This is a genomic window from Chenggangzhangella methanolivorans (assembly GCF_042648545.1).
Lineage (GTDB): Bacteria > Pseudomonadota > Alphaproteobacteria > Rhizobiales > Methylopilaceae > Methylopila > Methylopila methanolivorans.
Map to the genome: position 1 here is coordinate 324,490 of NZ_JBHRXS010000016.1, position 23,254 is coordinate 347,743.

The 23,254-nt window shown below is 69.0% G+C and carries 18 protein-coding genes; 13 read left to right on the forward strand and 5 right to left on the reverse strand.

From position 1 onward, the window contains the following. Positions 1-354: 354 nt before the first annotated feature. From rfbC to ACFOWB_RS23515, 5 genes are all read left to right on the forward strand, one after another. On the forward strand, positions 355-906 hold the full coding sequence (rfbC, locus tag ACFOWB_RS23495; protein WP_261404740.1) for a dTDP-4-dehydrorhamnose 3,5-epimerase: 552 nt from the start codon (positions 355-357) through the stop codon (positions 904-906). A 35-nt stretch (positions 907-941) separates the two neighbouring features. Continuing rightward, entirely contained in the window at positions 942-2,018 is a 1,077-nt protein-coding gene (rfbB, locus tag ACFOWB_RS23500) for a dTDP-glucose 4,6-dehydratase (protein WP_261404741.1), read from the forward strand. Further along, positions 2,015-2,905, forward strand: a complete 891-nt coding sequence (rfbD, locus tag ACFOWB_RS23505) for a dTDP-4-dehydrorhamnose reductase (RefSeq protein WP_378149706.1) — start codon at positions 2,015-2,017, stop codon at positions 2,903-2,905. The genes rfbB and rfbD overlap by 4 nt, the downstream gene beginning before the upstream one ends. Next, positions 2,902-3,780, forward strand: coding sequence for a glucose-1-phosphate thymidylyltransferase RfbA (rfbA, locus tag ACFOWB_RS23510; RefSeq protein ID WP_261404742.1), 879 nt, complete (start codon positions 2,902-2,904; stop codon positions 3,778-3,780). The genes rfbD and rfbA overlap by 4 nt, the downstream gene beginning before the upstream one ends. Positions 3,781-3,936: 156 nt before the next feature. Beyond that, on the forward strand, positions 3,937-4,638 hold the full coding sequence (locus tag ACFOWB_RS23515; RefSeq protein ID WP_261404743.1) for a glycosyltransferase: 702 nt from the start codon (positions 3,937-3,939) through the stop codon (positions 4,636-4,638). A 37-nt stretch (positions 4,639-4,675) separates the two neighbouring features. Here ACFOWB_RS23515 and ACFOWB_RS23520 read toward each other — a convergent pair whose 3' ends face one another. Next, positions 4,676-6,625, reverse strand: a complete 1,950-nt coding sequence (locus tag ACFOWB_RS23520) for a glycosyltransferase (protein ID WP_378149709.1) — start codon at positions 6,623-6,625, stop codon at positions 4,676-4,678. Between the two features lie 282 nt (positions 6,626-6,907). Between ACFOWB_RS23520 and ACFOWB_RS23525 the strand changes: the two genes are divergently transcribed. Both ACFOWB_RS23525 and ACFOWB_RS23530 read left to right on the forward strand, forming a co-directional pair. Then, positions 6,908-8,485 (forward strand): glycosyltransferase, encoded by a 1,578-nt coding sequence (locus tag ACFOWB_RS23525; protein WP_378149711.1) that lies wholly within the window; start codon positions 6,908-6,910, stop codon positions 8,483-8,485. After that, complete coding sequence (locus tag ACFOWB_RS23530) at positions 8,482-10,008, forward strand: capsular polysaccharide export protein, LipB/KpsS family (RefSeq protein ID WP_378149713.1); 1,527 nt, start codon at positions 8,482-8,484, stop codon at positions 10,006-10,008. The genes ACFOWB_RS23525 and ACFOWB_RS23530 overlap by 4 nt, the downstream gene beginning before the upstream one ends. A gap of 38 nt (positions 10,009-10,046) precedes the next feature. Here ACFOWB_RS23530 and ACFOWB_RS23535 read toward each other — a convergent pair whose 3' ends face one another. Beyond that, complete coding sequence (locus ACFOWB_RS23535) at positions 10,047-13,355, reverse strand: efflux RND transporter permease subunit (RefSeq protein ID WP_378149715.1); 3,309 nt, start codon at positions 13,353-13,355, stop codon at positions 10,047-10,049. Positions 13,356-13,367: 12 nt separating this feature from the next. Then, positions 13,368-14,567 (reverse strand): efflux RND transporter periplasmic adaptor subunit, encoded by a 1,200-nt coding sequence (locus ACFOWB_RS23540; protein ID WP_378149717.1) that lies wholly within the window; start codon positions 14,565-14,567, stop codon positions 13,368-13,370. A 514-nt stretch (positions 14,568-15,081) separates the two neighbouring features. On the opposite strand from ACFOWB_RS23540, the gene cysG reads away from it, so the two are divergent. From cysG to ACFOWB_RS23565, 5 genes are read left to right on the forward strand one after another with little or no spacing between them, the layout of a single operon-like run. Continuing rightward, positions 15,082-16,503, forward strand: a complete 1,422-nt coding sequence (cysG, locus tag ACFOWB_RS23545; RefSeq protein WP_378149719.1) for a siroheme synthase CysG — start codon at positions 15,082-15,084, stop codon at positions 16,501-16,503. Between the two features lie 11 nt (positions 16,504-16,514). Beyond that, positions 16,515-16,850 carry a DUF2849 domain-containing protein gene (locus ACFOWB_RS23550; RefSeq protein WP_261404752.1) on the forward strand — a complete coding sequence of 112 codons (336 nt, stop codon included), beginning with the start codon at positions 16,515-16,517 and terminating at the stop codon, positions 16,848-16,850. 11 nt (positions 16,851-16,861) lie between these two features. Next, positions 16,862-18,523: a nitrite/sulfite reductase gene (locus tag ACFOWB_RS23555; RefSeq protein WP_261404753.1), complete on the forward strand. Its 1,662-nt coding sequence runs from the start codon at positions 16,862-16,864 to the stop codon at positions 18,521-18,523. Continuing rightward, on the forward strand, positions 18,510-19,274 hold the full coding sequence (locus ACFOWB_RS23560) for a phosphoadenylyl-sulfate reductase (protein ID WP_261404754.1): 765 nt from the start codon (positions 18,510-18,512) through the stop codon (positions 19,272-19,274). Before ACFOWB_RS23555 ends, ACFOWB_RS23560 begins: the two co-directional genes overlap by 14 nt. Beyond that, positions 19,271-19,930, forward strand: coding sequence for a DUF934 domain-containing protein (locus tag ACFOWB_RS23565; RefSeq protein ID WP_261404755.1), 660 nt, complete (start codon positions 19,271-19,273; stop codon positions 19,928-19,930). The genes ACFOWB_RS23560 and ACFOWB_RS23565 overlap by 4 nt, the downstream gene beginning before the upstream one ends. 4 nt (positions 19,931-19,934) lie before the next feature. Here the strand turns inward: ACFOWB_RS23565 and ACFOWB_RS23570 are convergent, their stop codons facing one another. Then, a complete protein-coding gene (locus ACFOWB_RS23570) occupies positions 19,935-20,999 on the reverse strand; it encodes a dipeptidase (RefSeq protein ID WP_261404756.1) in 1,065 nt (354 codons plus the stop codon). 64 nt (positions 21,000-21,063) lie between these two features. Then, a complete protein-coding gene (locus ACFOWB_RS23575) occupies positions 21,064-22,065 on the reverse strand; it encodes an adenosine kinase (protein WP_261404757.1) in 1,002 nt (333 codons plus the stop codon). 105 nt (positions 22,066-22,170) lie between these two features. Here ACFOWB_RS23575 and trpS point away from each other — a divergent pair, with 105 nt between their 5' ends. Then, a complete protein-coding gene (gene trpS, locus ACFOWB_RS23580) occupies positions 22,171-23,208 on the forward strand; it encodes a tryptophan--tRNA ligase (protein ID WP_261404758.1) in 1,038 nt (345 codons plus the stop codon). Positions 23,209-23,254 lie beyond the last annotated feature (46 nt).

The window sequence follows — 23,254 nt, forward strand, 5'->3', positions numbered from 1 at the left end:
GCGTCGCGCAGGGGCCGACGCTGCCCGCCGGTCGGCGTCATTGCGCCGCAACATGCCGCCCTCCGCCCAAGCCGTCCTGCTGCGGACGGCGCGGACAGTCTCTCGCGAAGTCGCTCCGCCTCCCGGAAGATGTGATGCGCGCAGTCCCAAGATCTGATCGAGACCGCGCAAGCATTCTTTGTGACGCACTTCTCTGCCGCCACGGTCTTCGGCGTCGGCTTGTACGACTATAGGTTTTGGGATACGCCCGCTGCCTGCGGGTTTTCTCCGCGCAGCGTCGCCGCCGAACGGGCGGCGAGACTGTCCGGCCAGACGGCCCGAACCGGGTCGCCGACGAAGGAGCGAAGGTCGACGATGGAGTTCATCGAGCACGAGATCTCCGGCGTGTTGGAGATTCGCCCGAGGAAGTTCGAGGACTCCAGGGGTTATTTCGCAGAGACCTACAAGCGCTCCGCGCTCAAGGAACGCGGCGTCGACCTCGAATTCGTGCAGGACAACAAGTCGCTGTCGCGCGAGGCCGGCACCATCCGCGGCCTGCATTTCCAGCTCCCGCCCTTCGAGCAGGCCAAGCTCGTCAGCGTGCTGCGCGGCTCGATCCTCGACGTCGCGGTCGACATCCGCCGCGCCTCGCCGACCTTCGGGCGCCACGTCGCCGTGACGCTGACCGCGAGCGACGGCAACCAGCTGCTCATCCCGGCGGGCTTCGCCCACGGCTTCTGCACGCTCGAGCCGGACTGCGAGATCGCCTACAAGGTGAGCAACCCCTATGCGCCCGCGCAAGACCGCGCGGTGCTGTGGAGCGACCCGGCGCTCGCCATCGCCTGGCCGATCGCGCTCGCGGAGGCCAAGCTGTCCGACAAGGACATGCGCGCGCCGCTCCTCGCAGACGCCCCCGACCTGTTCTGACCCCGCCCAGCCCGCAGATCGCCTTCGAGGTCCCGATGTCTTCCCGCTTCAAGGACGCGCGCATCATCGTCACGGGCGGCGCCGGCTTCATCGGCTCCGCGGTCGTGCGCCATCTGGTGCGCGACACCGAAGCCACGGTGATCAATCTCGACGCGCTCACCTACGCCGCCAACCTCTCCTCGCTCGACAGCGTCTCGAACTCGCCGCGCTACGTGTTCGAGAAGGCCGACATCCGCGATCCGGCGGCGCTGCGCGCCGTGTTCGAGCGCCACCAGCCGACCGCGGTCATGAACCTTGCGGCCGAAAGCCATGTCGACCGCTCGATCGACGCGCCGGGCGTCTTCGTCGAGACCAACGTGCTCGGCACGTTCAACGTGCTGCAGGAGGCGCTGCGCCATTGGCGCACGCTCGCCGGCGAGGCCAGGGACGCCTTCCGCATGCACCACATCTCGACCGACGAGGTGTTCGGCACGCTCGGCGACGAGGGCTTCTTCACCGAAGAGACCGCCTATCAGCCGAACTCGCCCTATTCGGCCTCCAAGGCCGGCTCCGACCATCTGGTCCGGGCCTGGCACGAGACCTTCGGGCTGCCGACGGTGCTGACCAACTGCTCGAACAATTACGGGCCGTTCCATTTCCCCGAGAAACTCATCCCGCTGATGATCCTGCGCGGCCTGTCGGGCGAGGATCTGCCGGTCTACGGCCAAGGCTCCAACATCCGCGACTGGCTCTATGTCGAGGACCACGCGCGCGCGCTCACGGTCGTGCTGGAGCGCGGCGTTCCGGGGCAGACCTACGCGATCGGCGGCAACAACGAGCGCAAGAACCTCGACGTGGTCGAGACCGTCTGCGAGCTGCTCGACAAGCTCGCGCCGGGCCCGACCAAGCGGCGCGACCAGATCCGCTTCGTGACGGACCGCCCGGGCCACGACCAGCGCTACGCGATCGACGCCTCGAAGATCAAGCGCGAGCTCGGCTGGGAGCCCCAGGAGACCTTCGAGAGCGGCATCGAGAAGACGGTGCGCTGGTATCTCGACAATCGCGCGTGGTGGGAGCCGCTCGTCGACGCCAAGTCCGGCGGCGGCGCGCTCCAGCGTCGGGGCCACGGATGAGGCGCATCCTCGTCACCGGCGGCGAAGGCCAGGTCGGCGGAGAGCTGGTCCGGCGCGCATGGCCGGACGACGTCGAGATCACTGCGCCCAAGCGCGCCGAGCTCGACCTGACCGACGCCTCCGCGATCGGAGCCTATGTGGCCGCCGGGGGCTTCGCGGCGATCGTCAATCCCGCCGCCTACACCGCGGTCGACAAGGCCGAGAGCGAGGTCGCGCAGGCCTTCGCGGTCAACGCGCTCGCCCCTGCGGCGCTCGCGGACGCGGCGCGCGCGGCCGACATCCCGCTGGTCCATGTCTCGACCGACTACGTGTTCCGCGGCGACGCGAGCGCGCCTTACGAGACCGACGCCGAGATCGACCCGATCGGGATCTACGGCGCGAGCAAGGCCGCGGGCGAGTTCGCCGTGCGGCTCGGGCACAAGCGCTCCGTCATCGTGCGCACCGCCTGGGTGGTGAGCGCGCGGCGCGCCAACTTCGTCAAGACGATGCTGCGCTACGGCGCCGAGCGCGACCTGATGCGCGTCGTCGCCGACCAGCACGGCGCCCCGACGTTTGCGGCCGATCTCGCCGAGGCGCTCGCGACGATCACGCTCAGGATGATCGACGACGCCCAAGCGCCCGCCGGCGTGTTCCACTTCTCGAACGCCGGGGCCACCACCTGGCACGGCTTCGCGCAGGCGATCTTCGAGGCCGCCGCCGCGCGCGGCGCGAAGACGCCGGCGACCCTCGAGGCGATCGCGACCGCGGATTTCCCCACGCCGGCGCGCCGTCCGGCCTATTCGGTGCTGTCGACCCGGCGGCTCGAGGACGCCTACGGGATCGCGCCGCGCCCCTGGCGCGACGGCCTTCCGGCGCTCGTCGCAGACATCATGGAGCAAGCGCAGTGAAGGGCATCATCCTCGCCGGCGGATCCGGCACGCGCCTGCATCCCGCGACGCTCGCGGTGAACAAGCAGCTGCTGCCGGTCTACGACAAGCCGATGATCTACTATCCGCTGTCGGTGCTGATGCTGGCCGGCATCCGCGAGATCCTGCTGATCTCCTCGCCCGAATATCTCGACAGCTACAAGCGCCTGCTGGGCGACGGCTCCGACTACGGGATCGAGCTCTCCTACGCGGTGCAGCCCAAGCCCGAAGGACTCGCGCAGGCCTTCATCATCGGGCGCGACTTCGTCGGAGACGACCAGGTGTCGCTCGTGCTCGGCGACAACATCTTCTTCAGCGCCAACCTCTCCGAGCAGCTCCGCGAGGTGGCGGCCCGCCGCGACGGCGCGACGGTGTTCGCCTATTACGTCGAGGACCCCGAGCGCTACGGCGTGGTCGAGATCGACGCCAGCGGACAGGCGATCGACATCGAGGAGAAGCCGACGCAGCCGCGCTCCAACTGGGCGGTGACGGGCCTCTATTTCTACGACAACGACGTGCTGGACATCGCCGCGGACCTCAAGCCCTCGGCGCGCGGCGAGCTCGAGATCACGGACGTCAACCGCGCCTATCTCGCCCGCGGAAAACTGTCGGTCGAGAAGCTCAGCCGCGGCGCAGCCTGGCTCGACACCGGCACCCATGACAGCCTGCTCGAAGCATCCGAGTTCGTGCGCACGCTCCAGCACCGGCAGGGCCTCGCGATCGCGTGCCTTGAAGAGATCGCCTATCAGAACGGCTTCATCACCTTGGAAGCGCTCAAAGTTCGCGGCGAGATGTTCAAGAAGACCTCGTATGGACGCCACCTGCTTCGCCTTGCCGAAACCGATGGCGTTATTTGACGCAACTGCCGCGCGGGCTGTTTCCGTAGGGTTGCGGATGGCGTAGGGTTCGGCTTCAAACGCCTGAACACATTCTCGGGCGCTGGTCGGCGGGCGGCGAGACCAGCGCGTCATCTGCGTCCAGGGGACGCGATTTGTTGGAGGCTCGTTGGCGATATGGACACCGCGAACAAGATTTTCGTCGGCTACGACAGCCGTGAGGACATCGCCTGGCAGGTGTGCCGCGGCTCGATCGAGCGCCACGCTTCGCAGGAGATCCCGGTCTATCCGCTCAAGCAGACCACGCTGCGCGAGCTCGGCCTCTACACCCGCCCCGCGGACAAGGGCGCCTCGACCGAATTCTCGCTGACGCGCTTCCTGACCCCCTATCTGGCCAACACCAGCGGCTGGTCGATCTTCGTCGACTGCGACTTCCTCTTCACGCGCGACGTCAACGAAGTCTTCCAGAACCTCGACCCGTCGAAGGCCGTCTACGTCGTCCAGCACGAATACACGCCCGCGATGGCGATCAAGATGGACGGCAAGTCGCAGTCGGTCTATCCGCGCAAGAACTGGTCGTCCTTCATCATCTTCAACGGCGCGAACGAGTACGTGAAGACGCTGACGCCCGACGTCGTCAACGCTTCCGGCCCGGCCCATCTCCACCGCTTCTCGTGGCTGCCGAGCGACGACCTGATCGGCTCGCTGCCGCTCGAGTGGAACTTCCTCGTCGGCGAATACGACAAGCCCGCGGCGACGCCGGCCGCGATCCACTACACCAATGGCGGCCCGTGGTTCGAGAACTGCGTCGACGTCGACTACGGCGACCTCTGGATCGCCGAGCGCGACAGCCTGCCGGCCCGCGCCGCGGCCGAGTAAGCGGCTCGACGCGCCACGAGCTGAAGAGCCGGACCCGTCAGCCGAGCGCGAGCAGGCGGGTCCACACGGCGGTCGCGTCGTCGAGACTGCGCGCCCGCGCGGCGGCCCCGCCCGCGGCCGCCAGCCGCCGCAGCCGCTTCGGCTGATCGGCGAGCGCGACGAGCGCCTTGCGCCAGGCGGGCGGGTCGTTCTCGAGCAGCAGGCCGTCGACGTCATGGCGGATCGCCTCGGCATAGGGCTCGACGCGCGAATAGACGCCTGCCGCCCCGAGCGAGGCGGCGTCCAGCATCTTGACCACGGACTTCGCGGCGTTGAACGGCGTCGCGAGCATCGGCGCGAGGCTGACATGGGCCGGCCGCGCCGCGGCGTAGGCCTTGTACTGCGCCCATTCCATCGGCTTGATCCGCTCGAAATTCGAAAGCTTCGCCAGCCGTCCCGGCGCCGGCAGGCCGCTGACGAGTTCGAGCCGGACCTGCGGGCGATCCTTCAAGAGCCGCTCGAGCGCCGGGACCAGGAAATCGAAGTCGTCCCGATGCACGTCGGTCGCATGATAGACGACGCGGATCTCCGACAGGTCGTCGAAATGCGCGAGCGACGGCGCGGGCCGGATGAAAGGCGGCTCCAGCAGCACGGTCTTGCGCGACGCGAAGGTCTCGGCGAGGCGTTTCGACGACGCCATCAGACGGTCGCAGCGGCGCAGGAGCGGCGCGAAGTCCGTCGCCGTGAGCTCGATCATCCGGCGCCGGTAGCGGTGCGGCACGCCTTCGGCGTCGATCGCGGCGAGCGGATCGTCGTCCATGAGGTAGACGACGAAGGGGCGCGGATCGGCGGCGAGACGCGCGACCCATCCGGCCCCCGCCCGTCGTGACACGACCACGACGGTCCTCTCGTCGAGCCTGGTCTCGCGCAGGGCCTCGGCCGCGCCCTCCGCCTCAAGCGAGACGATCTCGAGCGGGATCCCGCGCGCGGCGAGCTCGGGCGCGAGCGGCGCGAGAACATAGAGCTCGTCGGTCGCGAACGGCCCCGGCCGCACCAGCACCACGCGGTCGATCACGGCCGGCGGCGGCCTCAGCCGAAACGCCGGCAGAGCGACGCCGAAGGGCGCGAGATCGTCGCTCGCAAGCGTCTGGGCAGGCTCGGGGAAGCCCTGGAGATGGGTCTTCAGCGTCTCCCGGCCGGCTGCGTCCAGCGGTTCGAGCGGACTCCCGGACGCGCCGAACGTTTCGACGCCCGCGAGCGGCTCGGTGCGGAACCCGCCATTGTCCCGGATCGTCAGGCCCCAGTCGGCTCCGGCGGGCGTCAGCCGGTAGGCGGCCGCCTCCTCCCGGCTCCCGTCACGGCGCAGCAGCGACAGACGGCGCCCCGCCTCGAGCGCCGCGGTGAAGGTCTCGAGCGGCGCGAAGGACGGGTCGGCGCCGGGCGTCAGGTCCCGGCCGTCCTCGTCCAGCACGCCGAGCAGCGTCGGCGCGCGAGCCGGATCGGCGTGATGCGCCCAGAGCTCGACGGGGCCGACTGCGACCGCCTCGGCCTCGAAGACGCCGCCCTCGTCGAGCTCGACTTCGACGACGCGATCGCCGGATCGAAGCTCGATGCGCGTCAGCCCCTCGTCGGACCGCGCGACGCCGGAGACCGTCGCCCCCGTCCGCGCCGCCTCGACGCTCACCGGCGCGGCGCGTCGGACCGGCGGCCGCCACCCCGGCCGCCACGCCGCCGCCTCGCGAAGCGCCACCTCGCCGCCCTCGCGCACGGACGCGCGGATCACGATGCGAAGCCGGCAAGCAAGATGCGAAACGTTGATTTCCGCGCGGTAGCGCACGAGCGCGCCGTCGCGTTCGAGGGCCGCGTCGAGGCTCGCCTGCGCCACCGAAACGCGAACCGCCTCCGCCACCGCGCCGGCGTCGCGGAAAACGCCCTCGACGACCAGGATCGGGCCGTCGATCATCGCGCCCGGCCGCGGGGTAATCAGCTCATGATCGACGAACAGCATCGCACGCACACGGCACGGGACCTTGATTCTGTCAATGCGACCGCAAGGCTTCGCCGTCGCCAGACCGCGTCACAGACAATCGAATCAAGGATAAACGAACGCCGGGGGATCGGGAACGACACGAAAAAAGCGCCCGATTACAAAGCCTGTTCTGGCGCGACAACGTGGCTCACGCCTGCGTCATCTGTGACGCGCACGCTCGGCCATGCGCGCAAGACCGCTTGACGCCGACTTCCGTCGGATGGGATGACCTCATCTGACATTGCGTGACCCGGACCGTCGATGCCGTTCGCCTACCGACTCGCCGGACTGGACGATGAGCAGCCTCAGGCGCCTGACCGCCGCGCCACGCTCGTGATCTGCAATCTCGGCGAGAAACTGGCGGCCCAACGGGCGCTCAAGATCGCGTCCGAGCTCGGAACGACGAGCGGCCGCGACGTCGTCCTGCTGAGCGAGACCCGCGCCCAGAAGGGCGACGGGCTGCTGTCGACCATCGAGGCCGCGACGCTTGACCGCCTCGCCGCCTACGACGTTCTCATCGCCATCGACCGCAACGAGCGCGCGAGCCTTTCGGGCCGCATGATCAGCGTGATCTGCAGCCTCAAGGTCGTGAACATCCGGCGGATCAATCCGCGGGGCAAGACGCGGCAATATGTTCGCCCCCCGCGCGAAGGCGCCAAGCGGGCGCTGTTCGTGTTTCCGGGCGTTTTCGCGCCGCCGCGCATCGGTTCGCACCAGCGCGCCTTCTCGACCTGCCTCGACCTGATCGAGGCCGGCTTCGACGTCGACGTCGTGGTGAAGCGCCAGGGACTGAAGCGCATCGACCGGGTGCGGCACTATTTCCTGCTCTTCGCCAATCGGCTCGAGACCTACCAGGCGGAGGAGAGCGAGGCGGCGGCTGAGGCGGCAGGCGACGAGGAGGCCGCCGCGCCGGCGAAGCTCTCGGTCGCCACCTCGGCCTATTCGTTCGAGCGGCGCAGGGCCAACGACGTCAACGATCGCGCCAAGTCGCTGCTCGCCGCGATGGCGGCGGAGACCCGCTACGACGTGGTGGTGGTGTCGTTCCCCTGGATGCTGAGCGCCGTCGAGGACGTCGACCTCAACGGCGCGAAGCTCGTCTGCGACACCCATGACGTCATCTCGAACCGCCAGCGCCAGCTCGCCGACGCCGCCGAGGCGGCGCCCGAGGCCGAAGCCGCGCTCGAGCGCGACCTGCTCGCCCGCTGCGCCGCCGTGCTCGCGATCTCGCGCAGCGACGCCAAGATGTTCCGCGCCAAGCTCGGCCTCGACAACGTCGTGGTGCATCCGCTCAGCTACTATCCCACTGAGACGATCGCCCAGTGGCGCAGCATGGGCCGGCCGCTGGTGTTCGGCTTCATCGGCTCAGACATGGAGCCGAACCGCCGGGCGCTCCAGCATGTGATGTCGAATTGGTGGCCGGCCATCGAGGCGTTTTCGCCCGAAAGCCGCATCGTGATCGGCGGCGCGATCGCGCTGTCGCCGAGCCTGTCGCCCTACGTCCTCTTGCGCGAGAACGTCACTGTGGCGGGGCCCGTCGAGGAGGTCGGCCAGTTCTTCGACCAGATCGACGTCCTACTGTCGCCGACCGTCGTGCAGGGCGGCGTCAACGTGAAGAACGTCGAGGCGCTGCTGCGGCGCCGGCCCGTCATCGTCAACACGCTCGGCGCCCGGATGCTGCTGCCGCTGGTCGCGCCGACGCGCTGCGAGACCACCGACGGGCTGGTCGCCCTGCTGAAGAAGATCGATCGCGGCGATCCGGCCATGCTCGCGGCCATCGACCAGTTGTTCGAAGAGGCCGCAGCCTATCACGGCAAGCCGGGCCTGCTCGAATGGGCGTGAGCGCCGAAACCGGCGCAGGCGGACGCGCGCGCCCCGTCGTCGTGATCCAGTGCGGCGACGCGTTCGAGAACAGAACCCGGGTGCTGCCGCTCGCCGTCGCCTGCCGCGCGCAGGGCTGGGATCCGATCGTGATGGTGAACGACCGGGGCGCGGCTGCGCTGTTCGCGCTAGCAGGGCTCGCCTGCGTCGCCGTGAGCGAGGTCGCGCCCGCGCCGCGCTCGGAGGCGGACGTCGATCTCGACCTCGACCCCGACGACGTCTGCCCGCTGGAGCTGCGCATCCGCGCCCTTCAGGGTCGCGCTTTGTCGAGCACCGAATGGAGCGACATCCAGCGACGCACCCAGACGCTCTGGAGGCTGCTCGACACGCTCGCCCCCCAGGCCGTGTTCGTCTGGAACGGCTTCACGGGCCTCTGGGCGAACGCGCTGCGCGCCTACAAGGCCGAGCGCGAGCTGCCGGGCGGCTTCATGGAGCGCGGCCCGGCGCCCGGCGAATTGTTCGTCGACCCGTTCGGCGTCAACGGCGACGCCTCGCTCGCCCGTGAGAGCGCGGCGCTCGCCTATTCGGCTTCGCCGGTCGCCGCCGCGGCGCCGCCGCGCGAAAAGATCGTGTTCGTGCCGCTCCAGGTCCACACGGATTCGAACATCCTCCTGCACAGCCCTCGCGTGACGCGCATGCGCGACCTCGCGAATTTCGCGATCCGGTTCTGCGAGATCATCGGCGACGACTGGCGCGTCGTGGCGCGGCCGCATCCCGAGGAGGTTCCAGGCGCGCGTCTCAATCTTCCGATCGATCCGCGTTTCTCCGTCGACGCCGAGACGCCGCTCGAAACATGGCTCGACCGGGCCTCGATCTGCCTGACGGTCAACAGCAATGTCGGCCTGCTGGCGGCGCTGAAGGGGCTTGCGGTCGTCTGCCTCGGCGAAGGCCTCTATTGCCGCCGGGGGTTCGTCGTGGCGGGCCAGCGCTGCGAGCCGTCCAAGCTCGCCTCGACGGCGCTGGAGCGGCTCGGGCGCCGCGCCGAGATCGCGGCGGAGGCCGCGGCGTTCCGCGGCGAGCTCTACGCCCGGTCGCTGTTCTGGCCCGAGCAGCCGGCCGATCTTGCGGCCGCGAAGCTCTCGCGCCTCGGCCTGGCGCGCCTGGACGCGGGCGCGGACGCCGACACCGGCGGCGCGCCGGTCTACCGGCCCGGCGCCGCCTATCGCGCGATGCTGGAGCGGCTGAAGGCGCTGCGCGACGGCGACGGCCGCCTCGTCGCGAGCTTCGACTTCACCGTCGGCGACACACAGTTCCTGACCTATCGCCGCAACCGCGCGCCGCTGACGCGCGATCGCCTCGGGCTCGACCTCGAACGAACCTTCGGGCGCGGCGTGACGCTGAGCCCGGTCCATCGCGCGCTGGACGGGATCGGAGACGTCCTGCTCAGCCATTCCAAACGCGAGGCCGCGGACCCCGCTTCCTACGCGCTGGTGCTCGACGAGTTCGCGCTGCCGCACGCGCGGACCTATCTGCCCGCGCGCTGAGGTCTTCCGCCGCTACGACCGCGAAACGGCCGGCCCGGTCAGGCCGGCTTCAGCTCCGCGCCGCCCGGCTGCGGCGGCGTCCCGCCGCCCGCGGGGGACGCCCCCGCGGCCTCCCCGGCCTTGGCCGGAGTCTGGGCCGGCTCCTTGGCCGGCGCATGCGTAGCGCCGCCGCCTGAACCGCCATGAGGCGTGGTCGGACCCTTCGGGCCGTCCGGACCTTTCTTCTTGCCCGCCCGAAGAACGAGCTGGCGGATCGCCACATAGAACACCGGCGTCAGGAAAATGCCGAGGATCGTGACGCCCACCATGCCGGCGAGCACGGCGGTGCCGATCGCCTGCCGCAGTTCCGCCGCCGCGCCGGACGCGAAGGCGAGCGGAACCACGCCGAGCGAGAAGGCGAGGGACGTCATGATGATCGGACGCAGGCGGTCCCGACATGCGTCGATCGCGGCCTGGATCGGATCCTCGCCCTCGTCCTCGCGTTGGCGTGCGAATTCGACGATCAGGATCGCGTTCTTTGCCGCTAGGCCGATCAGCACGATGAAGCCGATCTGGGTCAGGATGTTGTTGTCCTGCCCCCTCGCCGCGACGCCGAGCAGCGCCGCGAGCACCGACAGCGGCGTGATCAGGATGATGGCGAGCGGCAGCGCCCAGCTTTCGTACTGCGCCGCGAGGAACAGGAACACGAACAGGATCGCAAGCGCGAACACGAAGATCGCCGTGTTGCCCGCGAGCTTCTCCTGATAGGCGAGATCGACCCATTCGAACTGGACGCCGGGAGGCGCGATCTCCTTGAACAGGTTCTCCATGTAGGCGATGGCCTGTCCGGTGGAGACGCCCGGCGCGGCGTTCCCCTGAAGCGCGATCGCGTTGTAGATGTTCAGGCGCTCGACCGTGTAGGGGCCGGTCTGGTTGCGGTCGGTGATCAGCGTCCCAAGCGGCACCAGCGCACCGGTCGTCGACCTGACCTTGAACTGGTAGACGTCCGACATCTTGTTGCGGAATTGCGCATCGGCTTGAGCGTTCACCTGAAACGTTCGCCCGAGCGCCGTGAAGTCGTTGACGTATGCCTGGCCGAGCAACGTCTGCAGCGCCGAGAAGACGCTCTCGATCGGAACGTTCAGCTGCTGCGCCTTGACCCGGTCGATGTCGAGAAAGACCTGCGGCGCGCGGGTGTTGAAGGCGGTGAAGGCGCCGGTCACCTGTCCACTGGCGTTGGCCTTGCCGATCATCTCGTTCACCGCGCTTTCAAGCGTGGGGAACCCGATGTTTGTGCGGTCCTGAATGTACATCTTGAAGCCGCCGCCCTGGCCAATGCCGCGCACGGTCGGCGGCAGGATGGCGAGCACGAAGGCTTCCTGGATGGCGAACAGGCGTTTCTGGGCTTCAGCAAGGATCGCCGGCGCCCGCTGCGACGCGCCGAACTCGTTCCGCTTCTCAAACGGATCGAAGATGATGAAGCTCGTGGCCGCGTTCGCCGCGGCCGAGAAGGTCGCGCCCGAGAAGCCCGCAATCGTCACTGCGTTCTTCACCCCCGGGACCGAGCGCGCAATCTCGCTCGCGCGCTTCGCCACCTCGTCGGTGCGCTGAAGGCTCGCGCCTTCTGGCAACTGCACGACGAGGATGGCGTAGCCCTGGTCGGCCTGCGGAATGAAGCCGCGCGGCACCGAGGTGAACATGTAGCCCGCGGCGCCGATCAGCACGGCGTAGATGATCAAGAAGATCGCCTTATGGCGCACCATCCAGCCGACCGAGCGGCTGTAGCCGTGCGCGCCGCGGTCGAAGTTGCGGTTGAACAGGTCAGCGGCGCGCTGGCCGAGGCCCCTCTTCTTGCCGTGGGCGTGCGCCTTCAGAAGGATCGCGCAAAGCGCCGGCGACAGCGTCAGCGACACAATCGCCGACAGGATCGTTGAGGCCGCGATGGTAAGCGCGAACTGTTGGTAGAAAATGCCCGAGATGCCCGGAATGAACGCGGTCGGTACGAACACCGCGCAGAGCACGAGCGCGATCGCGACGACCGCCGTGCCAACTTCGTCCATCGTGGCGTGGGCGGCTTCCTTCGGCGTCTTCCCGAGCGCGATGTTTCGCTCGACGTTCTCCACCACCACGATGGCGTCGTCGACCACGATGCCGATCGCGAGGATAAGGCCGAAGAGCGTCAGCATGTTCAGCGAGAAGCCGAAGGCCGACATGACCGCGAAGGTCGCGATCAGCGATACCGGGATCGCCGCTACCGGGATGATGGCCGCGCGCCACGACTGCAGGAAGATGAACACCACGAGAACGACGAGCGCGACCGCCTCGTAGATCGTGTGCTCGACCGCCACGATCGACTCGTTGATGAACTCGGTCGGGTTGTACTCGATGCGGTATTCAAGGTCCTGAGGGAACGCCGCCTTCAGCGTCTCCATCGTGGCCTTGATCTGCTCGGCGGCGTCGGTCGCGTTGGTGCCCGGGCGCTGGAACACGCCCATACCCACCGTCGGATCGGCACCAAGATAAGAGTTCGAAGAATACTGTCGCGCCGCGAGCTCAACGCGCGCGACGTCGCCGACGCGCAGCAGGCGCCCGTCCGAGGTCGCACGAACGATGATCTGCTTGAATTGCTCAGGGCTCTGGAAGCGCCCCTGCGTCGTCACGGTGATCTGGCTTACGGTTCCGGGCGGGGACGGCGGCGCACCGAGCGATCCGCCCGAGACCTGCACGTTCTGGGCCGAGATCGCGGACACGACGTCGCCTGACGCGAGCCCGTAGGCGGCGAGCCGATTGGGGTCGAGCCAGACGCGCAAGCTGAGCTCGCGCTCGCCGAAGATGCGGATGTCGCCGACGCCCTCGAGTCGCTTCAGCGCGTCGACGACGTTCACCGACGCGTAGTTCGACATGTAGACGGTGTCGAGCGTCTTCTTGGGCGAGATCAGGTTCACGACCATCAGGAAGTCCGACGACCGTTTGTTGACCTGCACGCCGTTGCGGCGCACCGCCTCGGGCAGGCGCGGCTCGGCCTGTCCGACGCGGTTCTGGACCTGGACCTGCGCGATGTCCTGATTGGTGCCCGGCGCGAAGGTCACGGTCAGCTGCAGCTGGCCGTCGCCGGTCGCCAGCGAGTTCATGTAGATCATGCCCTCGACGCCGTTGATCTGCTGCTCCAGGGGAGCGGCGACCGTTTCGGCGATCGTCTCGGCGTTGGCGCCGGGATATTGCGCCGTGACCGAAATGGTCGGCGGCGCGATCTCAGGATATTGAGCGATCGGCAGGTTCAGCAGCGCGACGCCGCCGATGATCATCAATACGATCGAGATGACCGACGCGAAAATCGGCCGGTCGACGAAGAAATGCCCGAAACCCATACTCGCGGCCCCTTACTTCTGAGGCGCGGCCGAAGCCTGCTTGTCGGCGGGTTTCAGGGGATCGACCATCTGGGGCTTCACCTGCGCGCCCGGGCGCGCGCGCATCAGGCCGTTGACGATCACCTTGTCTTCCGCCGTGAGGCCCGACTTGATGATGCGCAGCTGGCCCGTGGGGCCCTGGGCCTGGCCGAGCTCGACCACCTTCGGGATAACCTTGTCGTCCGGGCCAACCGTCATGACGACCTTACGGGTCTGGTCAGACATGACGGCCTCGTCCGGGATCAGCAGCGCCTCGAATTCCGGGCTTGACTGGATCCTCAAACGACCGAACACGCCCGACGTCAGGAAGCCGTCGTCGTTCGGGATGGTGGCGCGCAGGCGCAGCGTGCCGGTCTGCTGGTCAAGCTGGTTGTCGGCGAAGTCGATCCGCCCCTTGACCGAAAACTCTTTGGAGTTCGGCAGAGCGATCTCAACAGGTGCGCCGTTGTCCTCCTGCTTAAACTTGCCCTCGCGGACATAGCCCATGTAGCGGAGGTAGCTCTGCTCATCGACGTCGAAATAGAAGTAGATCGGCTTCACCTTCACGATGGTGGTGAGCACGTTCGAGGACGCGCCGGCGGCGATGAGGTTGCCTTCCGTCACCATCTTGCGGCCGATGCGGCCGTCGATCGGCGCGCGCACGTCGGTCCACTCCAGATTGAGCTTGGCGGTCAGAACCTGCGCCTCGGCCGACTTCAGCGTGGCGAGCGCCTCACCGTAAGCCTGCTGCCGCTGCTGGGCGACCTGGTCGGTGATGTTGCCGGTGCGCTGGAGGTCCTTTGCGCGGTCGACGTCAGACTTGGTGAGCGACACGCGGGTCTGCGCGGTGATGACCGAAGACTCGGCCTGCGTCAGCGCCGCCTCATAGGACCGAGGATCGATCTTGAAGAGCAGGTCGCCTTTCTTGACGTCGGCGCCGTCCTTGAAGGCGACCTGCACCAGCTGGCCGCTGACCTGAGCGCGGACCTCGACCAACTCGCTCGCCTCGAACCGCCCGGTGAACTCGGCGGTCTCCGTCACGTTGCGCTTGATCGGATTGGCGACCGAAACGGGAAGCGGCCCGGGAGCCGCGCCCTGCGCCGCGACCTCGCCGACGAGCGCAGCGCTCGCGAACACCGCCGCAGCGCCCGTCCGGAGCCACAGGGAGCGGCCAAACGCGACGTGTCCAAACATTCGAAATCACCTACACGGGAAAAGGCGCCCGCCGGACGCCGGCGCGCGCTGATCCAAAAGTCGATGTCCCCATCCGGGTGATAGGGTGCGATGCGGCATAGGGCAACCGGCGAAGGGGCGCGCCTGTCCGTTCAGTTAATCATCATCGCGTGTGCTTCCGCCACTCGCGGTTGCCGCCAGATCGGACAGCGCCCCCCGCCACCGAACGCGGCGCAGCCGGGCGGGCGCAGACAACCTACTGAAATATCGCTATAATCATTCCAGATCGCGCGTTCGAAGACAGTCTCTTCGCCTTCGTTTCGCGGCGCGTCCCCGGGGTCCGGCGCCGTTCTTGCGGGGCCGCAATGACGCGGCGCAAGCGACGCAACCGGGCGGGTCAGGGCTGAAGCCAGCATAACCGCCGGCGAATGCCCCCCTGGATCGGCATTAACACACGAGAACTTTGTAATACAATGAACTCTTGCATTTTGGGATGTGGAATATCATTGTCCCGGCAGATTGGAGCCCCTCCAGAATGGCCCGACTGACAGCATTTCCGGCCTTCTTCCGCGTGTCGCATAGGACCGTCGCCGTCGTCGGCGCGGGTCCGGCCGCGGCCGCGAAGCTGCGCCTGCTCGGCGAGACCGACGCGTCCTTGCGCGTGATCGCTTGTGAGCCGTCGGCCGAACTGCTCGCCGACGCCGCGCGTCTGAACGCCGAGATCGTGCGCGAGACGTTCGAGCCCCGCCACGTCGCCGGCGCGGCGCTCGTCTTCGCCGCGACTGAGATCGAGGCGCAGGACCGCGCCGTGGCCGAGGCCGCCCGCGCGGCTGGCGTTCCGGTCAACGTCGTCGACCGTCCCGAGCTTTGCGACTTCATCACCCCCGCCATCGTCAACCGCGCGCCGCTCGCCGTCGCGATCGGCACGGAGGGCGCGGCGCCCGTGCTCGCGCGACATGTGCGCGCCCGGATCGAGGCGATGCTCGCGCCCGAGACCGGGCGCCTCGCCTCGCTCGCCGAAAGCCTGCGCGGGGTCGTGGCGGACCTGCTGCCGGCCGCGGAATCCCGCCGCCGCTTCTGGGCCAAGCTGTTCGACGGCCCCGTGGCCGCCCGCGCGCTCGCCGGCGACGAGCCCGTCGCACGCGCGGAAGCCATGCGCATGATGGCGGCCGAGCCCGACGTCGCGGGCTTCGTCTGGCTCGTGGGAGCCGGCCCCGGCGCGACCGACCTCCTGACGCTGCGGGCCCAGCGCCTGCTCCAGGAAGCCGACGTCATCGTCCATGACGCGCTGGTGCCGCAGGAGGTCATCTCCATGGGCCGCCGCGACGCCGAGCGCGTCTCGGTCGGCAAGCGCAAGGGCGCGCATGAGGTGAGCCAGGCCGAGATCGGCGACATCCTCGTCCGCGAGGCGCGCGCCGGCCGCCGCGTCGTGCGGCTGAAGAGCGGCGACCCGCTGGTGTTCGGCCGCGCGGGCGAGGAAATGGCCGCGCTCGACGCCGCCGGCGTCTCCTACGAGATCGTCCCGGGCGTCACCGCCGCGTTCGCGTCGGCGGCCTCCGCCAAGGCCCCGCTGACGCTGCGCGGCGTCTCCTCGAGCCTCGTCTTCGCCACCGGCCACGACCTCGACGGCCGCACGCTTCCCGATTGGGCGGGCCTCGCGCTCGGCGGCGCGACGGTCGCGGTCTATATGGGCCGCTCGGTCGCGGGCGCGGTCGCCGAGCGCCTCGTCGAGGCCGGCCTCTCGCCTGACACGCCCGCCGCCGCGATCGAGAACGCCTCGCGCGCCGACGAGACCATCTTCATGGGCCGTCTTCGCGATCTGCCGGCGCTCGCCGAACGCGGCGACGTCACCGGCCCCGTCCTCATTCTCATCGGCCGCGCCCTTGGCGAGGCGGCCGAGCACGCCGGCGCCGAGCCGCTCGCCCCGCAAGACGGGCGCGCCATCGTCGCTGCCTGAAGGTTCGATCCATGACAGCCCCCATCCAGAAGTCGGCGGCCAAGACCAAGGCCGCCCAACAGGTCGTCACCGGCAACCGCCTGATCGACGGCGTCGTGGTGTATCTCGACGCCGCCGGCGGCTGGACCGAAAAGATTCAGGACGCCCGCGTGGCCGAGGGCGCGGACGACCTCGAGGACGCGGTCGCGACCGGCAAGGAAGGCGAGAAGAACCGGATCGTGGTCGAGGCCTATCCGATCGACGTGACGCGCGGCCCCGACGGCCTGCGCCCGGTCCGCATCCGCGAAAAGATCCGCGCCGAGGGTCCGACGGTCCGCATGGACCTCGCCCGCCCCGTCGGCGCGTGAAGGAGCCATCGATGTATCGTTACGACGAGTTCGACCATGACTTCGTCCAGGCCCGGACGGCGCAGTTCGCCGACCAGGTCGAGCGGCGCCTGTCGGGCGAACTGACCGAGGAGCAGTTCCGGCCCCTGCGGCTGATGAACGGCCTCTATCTCCAGCTTCACGCCTACATGCTTCGGATCGCGGTGCCCTACGGCACGCTGTCGTCCAAGCAGATGCGCATGCTCGCGCATGTCGGGCGCACCTACGACCGCAATTACGGCCACTTCACCACGCGCCAGAACCTGCAGTTCAACTGGCCGACGCTGAAAGACGTGCCGGCGATCCTGCGCGACCTCGCCTCGGTCGAGATGCACGCGCTGCAGACGTCCGGAAACTGCATCCGCAACGTCACCACCGATCATTTCGCCGGCGCCGCAGCCGACGAGGTGGCCGATCCCCGCCCCTATTGCGAGATCCTGCGGCAGTGGTCGTCGATCCACCCCGAGTTCTCGTATCTGCCGCGCAAGTTCAAGATCGCGGTGATCGCGTCTCCGAAGGACCGGGCCGCGATGCAGTTCCACGACATCGGCCTCGAGCTGAAGCGGAACGATGCGGGCGAGACCGGCTTCGCCGTCTTCGTCGGCGGCGGCCTCGGCCGCACCCCGATGATCGGTCATCGCGTGCGCGACTTCCTGCCGGAAGAGGATCTGCTCGCCTATGTCGAGGCGATCATGCGCGTCTACAATCTGCACGGACGGCGCGACAACAAGTACAAGGCGCGCATCAAGATCCTCGTGCACGAGACCGGCGCGGAGGAGATCGCCCGCCAGATCGAGGCAGAGTTCGCGGAGGTGCGGAAGACCGACCTCCTGCGGCTGCCCGAGGACGAGATCGCGCGCATCCAGGCCTATTTCCAGCCGCCGGCGCTGCCGGAGAAGCCGGCGCGGTCCTCCGCCTTCGAGGCCGCCAAGGCCGACAGCCGCGCCTTCGCGGCCTTCGCGCAGAACAACGTCTCGGCCCACAAGGCGGCGGGCTACGGCATCGTCACGGTCTCGCTGAAGCCCATCGGCGGCATTCCGGGCGACGCCACCGACGCGCAGATGGACGTCGTGGCCGACCTCGCGGACCGCTTCTCGCAGTCCGAGATCCGGGTGAGCCACGAGCAGAACCTCGTGCTGCCGCACGTGGCGCTCGACGACGTCCCGGCGCTCTACGCGGAGCTGAAGGCTCACGGCCTCGAAACCGGCAACGCCGGGCTCGTGACCGACATCATCGCCTGCCCCGGCCTCGATTATTGCGCGCTCGCCAACGCCCGCTCGATCAACATCGCGCAGGATCTTTCCAACCGCTTCGGCTCGGCCGAGAAACAGGCCGAGATCGGCGAGCTCAAGATCAAGATCTCGGGCTGCATCAACGCCTGCGGCCATCACCACGCCGGCCATATCGGCATTCTCGGCGTCGATAAGCGCGGCGAGGAGGTCTACCAGGTGACGCTCGGCGGCTCGGGCGACGAGACCGCCGCCGTCGGCGCGCTGGTCGGCCCGGGTTTCACCGGCGAGGAGATCGGCGGCGCGATCGAGACCGTGGTCGACACCTATCTGAAGCTGCGCGAGCGCCCGGACGAGACCTTCCTCGCCGCCGTCCGCCGCCTCGGCCAGAAACCATTCAAGGAGGCCCTCTATGGAGCGGCCTGATCTTCCGCTGCCGGAAGTCTCGAAGGCGCGCGCCGCAGAGCGCGCGACCTCGCTCGCGGCCCATCTTGACCGCCGCTTCCGCGGCGCAGGCGCCCATGAGGTGATCGAGGCCGCGGTCGAGACGCTGTTCCGCGGACGCGTGACCATGGTGTCGAGCTTCGGCGCCGACTCCGCCGTGCTGCTGCATCTCCTCTCCGAGGTCGACGCGTCGGTCCCCGTGACCTTCATCGACACCGGCCAGCTCTTCCAGGAGACGCTCGACTATCGCGACGCGCTCGTGGAGCGGCTGAAGCTTGCCGACGTGCGCACCGTGACGCCGGACGCCGAGCGCCTGAAGCGGCTCGATCCGGAGAACTTCCTCTGGCAGTCCGAGCCCAACCTTTGCTGCCGGATCCGCAAGGTCGCGCCGCTCGCCGAGGCGCTCGCCGACTTCCCGGCCTGGATCTCGGGCCGCAAGCGCTTCCAGAACGCGACGCGCGCCGAACTTCCGGTGTTCGAGGCCGACGGCGCGCGCATCAAGATCAATCCGCTGGCGGAGTGGTCCGCCAAGGACGTCAAGGACTACGCCACGGTCCACGGCCTGCCCGAGCATCCGCTCGTGCGCCACGGCTTCCTGTCGATCGGCTGCATGCCCTGCACCTCGCGGGTGAAGCCGGGCGAGGACGCCAGGGCCGGCCGCTGGCGCGGCCTTGAGAAGACCGAGTGCGGCATCCACACCGCCGCGCTCGAAAACGAGGGAAGCGGAATATGACCCCCCCGACCGCCGCCGCGCGCGTCGCGCGCACCGATGAGACCGCCGGCGAGATCCGGGTTCCGGAGGCCGCCCAGGTGACTTCTTCTCAGGCGAAGCCCGCCCAGGCGCCGCATCTGCGCGCCGTGCCCGAGGCCGACGCAGGCCCCGCGCTCTGGCGCGACGGCGCCTTCCAGGACGACGAGTGGACGCGCACCGGCGAGGACGAGGCCGTCGGCGAAGGCCCGGCGATCCTGCCGCTGAAGCGCTTCCTCGCCGAACGCGAGGCGCTCAGCCAGCGCAACTCCCCGCTCGGCGTGATCGTGGAGCCGGGCGAGAAGCTCGACGAGCTCGTGCCGCATCTGACGCGGGTGACGCTCGTCGTGCTGCCGTTCCCGAAATTCGCCGACGGCCGCTCGTCCTCGACCGCGCGTCTCCTGCGCGAGCGGCACGGCTTCGAGGGCGAGGTGCGCGCCGCCGGCGACGTGCTCATCGACCAGATGCCGCTGATGCGCCGCTGCGGCTTCGACGCGTTCGAGATCTCGGACCCGGTCACCCGCAAGCAGCTCGCGAACGGCCTGTGGCCCGACGTGCCGTTCTACATGCAGCCCGTCGGCTCCTCGCGGCAGCAGGAGGTTCCGGCCGGAACCCGCCCCTGGGCGCGCCGGCCGGCGTAACGGCTCACCCGCCCCAGACGCGCTCGAGCGCGCTGAGCCAGTTTCGCCAGGCGATCTTTTCGAGGATCGCCTGGTCGTAGCCGCGCTCGCTCAGGAACGCCAGAAGCCGCGGCATGCCGGCGACGTCGCCGATCCCGGCCGGCACGATCGCCCCGTCGAAATCCGAGCCGAAGCCGACGCGGTCCTCGCCCAGCCGGGCGATCAGCCGGTCGAGATGATGCGCGACCGCGTCGAGATCGGTGTCCGAGCGCATCCGGCCGTCCTCGCGCAAGAAACAGGTCGCGAGATTGAGCCCGACGAGGCCATCCCGCTCGGCGATCGCGTCGAGCTGGGCGTCGGTGAGATTGCGGGCGTGAGGCGTGATCGCGTGGACGTTGGAGTGCGTCGCGATCAGCGGCGCGCGGCTCGTCTTCGCCACGTCCCAGAAACCGGCCTCGTTGAGGTGGCTGAGATCGACCGCGATCCTCAGCGCGTCGCATTCGCGCACGAGCGCCTTGCCGGCCTCGGTGAGGCCGGGGCCGGTGTCGGGGCTTGCGGGAAAGCGGAACGGCGCGCCGTGGCCAAAGACGTTGGGACGGCTCCAGACCGGCCCGAGCGAGCGCAGCCCTGCGGCGTGAAGCGCGTGCAAGGCGTCGAGGTCCGGGCCGATCGCCTCCGCGCCCTCGATGTGGAGGACGCAGGCGAGCGCCCCACGGTCCTTCGCGGCGCGGATTTCGGCGACGCTTCGGCAGACCCCGACCGCCCCCGCCGAGGCGCGCTCGATGCGGAACAGCGTCGCGGCCATGCCGAGCGTCGCGGCCATCGCCTCGGAGACCGGCGGCGGCTCGGGGCACGGCACGTCGTAGGACGCCTCGCGCATCATCTTCATGTAGTCGACGCCAAGCTGGCGCGACGGCACGAAGATCGCGAACAGGCCGCCCATCATGGCGCCGGCGCGCGCCTTCGGCAGGTCGATGTGCCCCCCGACCCCGCCTTCGAGAAAGGCTTTCGCTCCGCCGTCCGCGTCGCGCCGCTGCCAGATGCGCAGCAGCGTGTCGTTGTGGCCGTCGAAGACGGGAATGGGCGTCATCAGGCGAAACCAGCGAAGACTGACATTGCGTTCTCGTCCCGGCTCAAGGCCGGGACACGAAAGGTTACGCCAGCCCCTTCTGCGCGACGAGATCCTTCAGGACCACCTGCGGGCGCGCGCCGACATGGGAGATGACTTCCGCGGCGCAGAGCGCGCCGATCTGGCCGGAGCGCTTGAGCTCGAAGCCGCGGGCGTGGCCGTAGAGGAAACCGGCGGCGAAGAGGTCGCCGGCGCCGGTCATATCGGTGAGCTTGCCCTCGATCGGCGCCGCCGGAACCTCGACCCGCTCCGATCCGCGCACGATCGCCGAGCCCCGGGCGCCGAGCGTCACCGCTGCGAGCTTGGCGTCGGCGGAGACCGCCTTCAGCGCCGCCTCGACGTCCGAGGTCTCGTAGAGCGACTTCAGCTCGCCTTCGTTGGCGAACAGGATGTCGACCTGGCCGGTGCGCACGAGCTCGAGGAACTCGGCGCGATAGCGGTCGACGCAGAAGGAGTCCGACAGCGACAGCGCGACCTGCCGGCCCGCGGCGTGCGCGATCTCGGCGGCTTTGCGGAACGCCTCCTTGGCGGCCGGCGGATCCCAGAGATAGCCCTCGAGATAGGTGACGCTCGCAGCTTTCACCGCGGCCTCGTCGACATCGGCGGGGGCGAGGCCCTGGCAGGCGCCGAGATAGGTCGACATCGTGCGCTCGCCGTCCGGCGTCACCAGGATGAAGCAGCGCGCGGTCGCGACGCCGTCGGTCGCGCCCGGAGTCGGGAAATCGACGCCGATCGCCGTGATGTCGTGGCGGAAGACGTCGCCCAGCAGATCCGCCTTGACCTTGCCGATGAAGGCCGCGCGGCCGCCGAGCGAGGCCAGGCCCGCGAGCGTGTTGGCGGCCGAGCCGCCCGAGGCCTCCACCGCCGGCCCCATCTTGCCGTAGAGCTCCTCGGCCCGCGCTTCGTCGATCAGCGCCATCGATCCCTTGGCGAGGCCTTCGCGGACGAGGAAGTCGTCGTCGGCGCTCGCGATCACGTCGACGATCGCATTGCCGATGCCGAGGACGTCGTACTTGGCTTCGCTCATCAGGGGCTGGCTCCGAAAGGCTGGTGGGGCGAGAGGCTCCGGACCCTTGCGCCGGCCCGACACGGACGCCATAACGCGCCGTCCTTCAGGGAGCAAACGGGTCCGATGGCGAACGCGCATGAGCGGGTGTTTTCCGGCGTCCAGCCGACCGGAAACCTGCATCTCGGCAATTATCTGGGCGCCATCAAGCGCTTCGTGGAGCTGCAGGACCGCTTCGAGTGCCTCTATTGCGTGGTCGACCTCCACGCCATCACCGTCTGGCAGGACCCGGCCGAGCTGAAGAAGTCGATCCGCGAGGTCGCGGCCGCGTTTCTTGCGGCCGGCGTCGACGGGACGAAGCACATCGTCTTCAACCAGTCCCAGGTCTCGGCCCACGCCGAGCTCGCCTGGATCTTCAACTGCGTGGCGCGGCTCGGCTGGCTGAACCGCATGACGCAGTTCAAGGAGAAGGCCGGCAAGGACCGCGAGAACGCGTCCGTCGGCCTCTACGCCTATCCGAACCTGATGGCGGCGGACATTCTCGCTTACCGCGCGACCCATGTGCCGGTCGGCGAGGACCAGAAGCAGCATCTCGAGCTCGCCCGCGACATCGCGCAGAAGTTCAACAACGACTTTTCGAAGTCGATCGCCGACCTCGGCCTCGCCGAGAAGTTCTTCCCGCAGCCCGAGCCCCTGATCGCGGGGCCGGCGACGCGCGTGATGAGCTTGCGGGACGGGGCGCGAAAGATGTCGAAGTCCGAGCCCTCGGACGCGAGCCGCATCAACCTGACCGACGACGCCGACCAGATCGCGGCCAAGATCCGCAAGGCCAAGACCGACCCGCTGCCGCTGCCCGAGACCGTCGAGGAGATGAAGACGCGGCCCGAGGCCGACAACCTCATCGGCATCTACGCAGCGCTCGCCGACAGCGACGCGGCCGCGGTGATCGCCCAGTTCGGCGGCCAGCAATTCTCGCAGTTCAAGCAGGCGCTCGTGGACCTCACCGTCTCGAAGCTCGCGCCGATCACCGCCGAGATGAAGCGGCTGGTGGCCGACCCGGGCCACATCGACCAGGTGCTGGGCTCGGGCGCCGAGCGCGCCGAGGCGATCGCCGGCGAGACGATGAACCACGTGAAGGACATCGTGGGGTTCGTGCGGCGCTGAGAGGAGCTGCGTGCTTCGAGACGCTTGGCTTTCGCCAAGCTCCTCA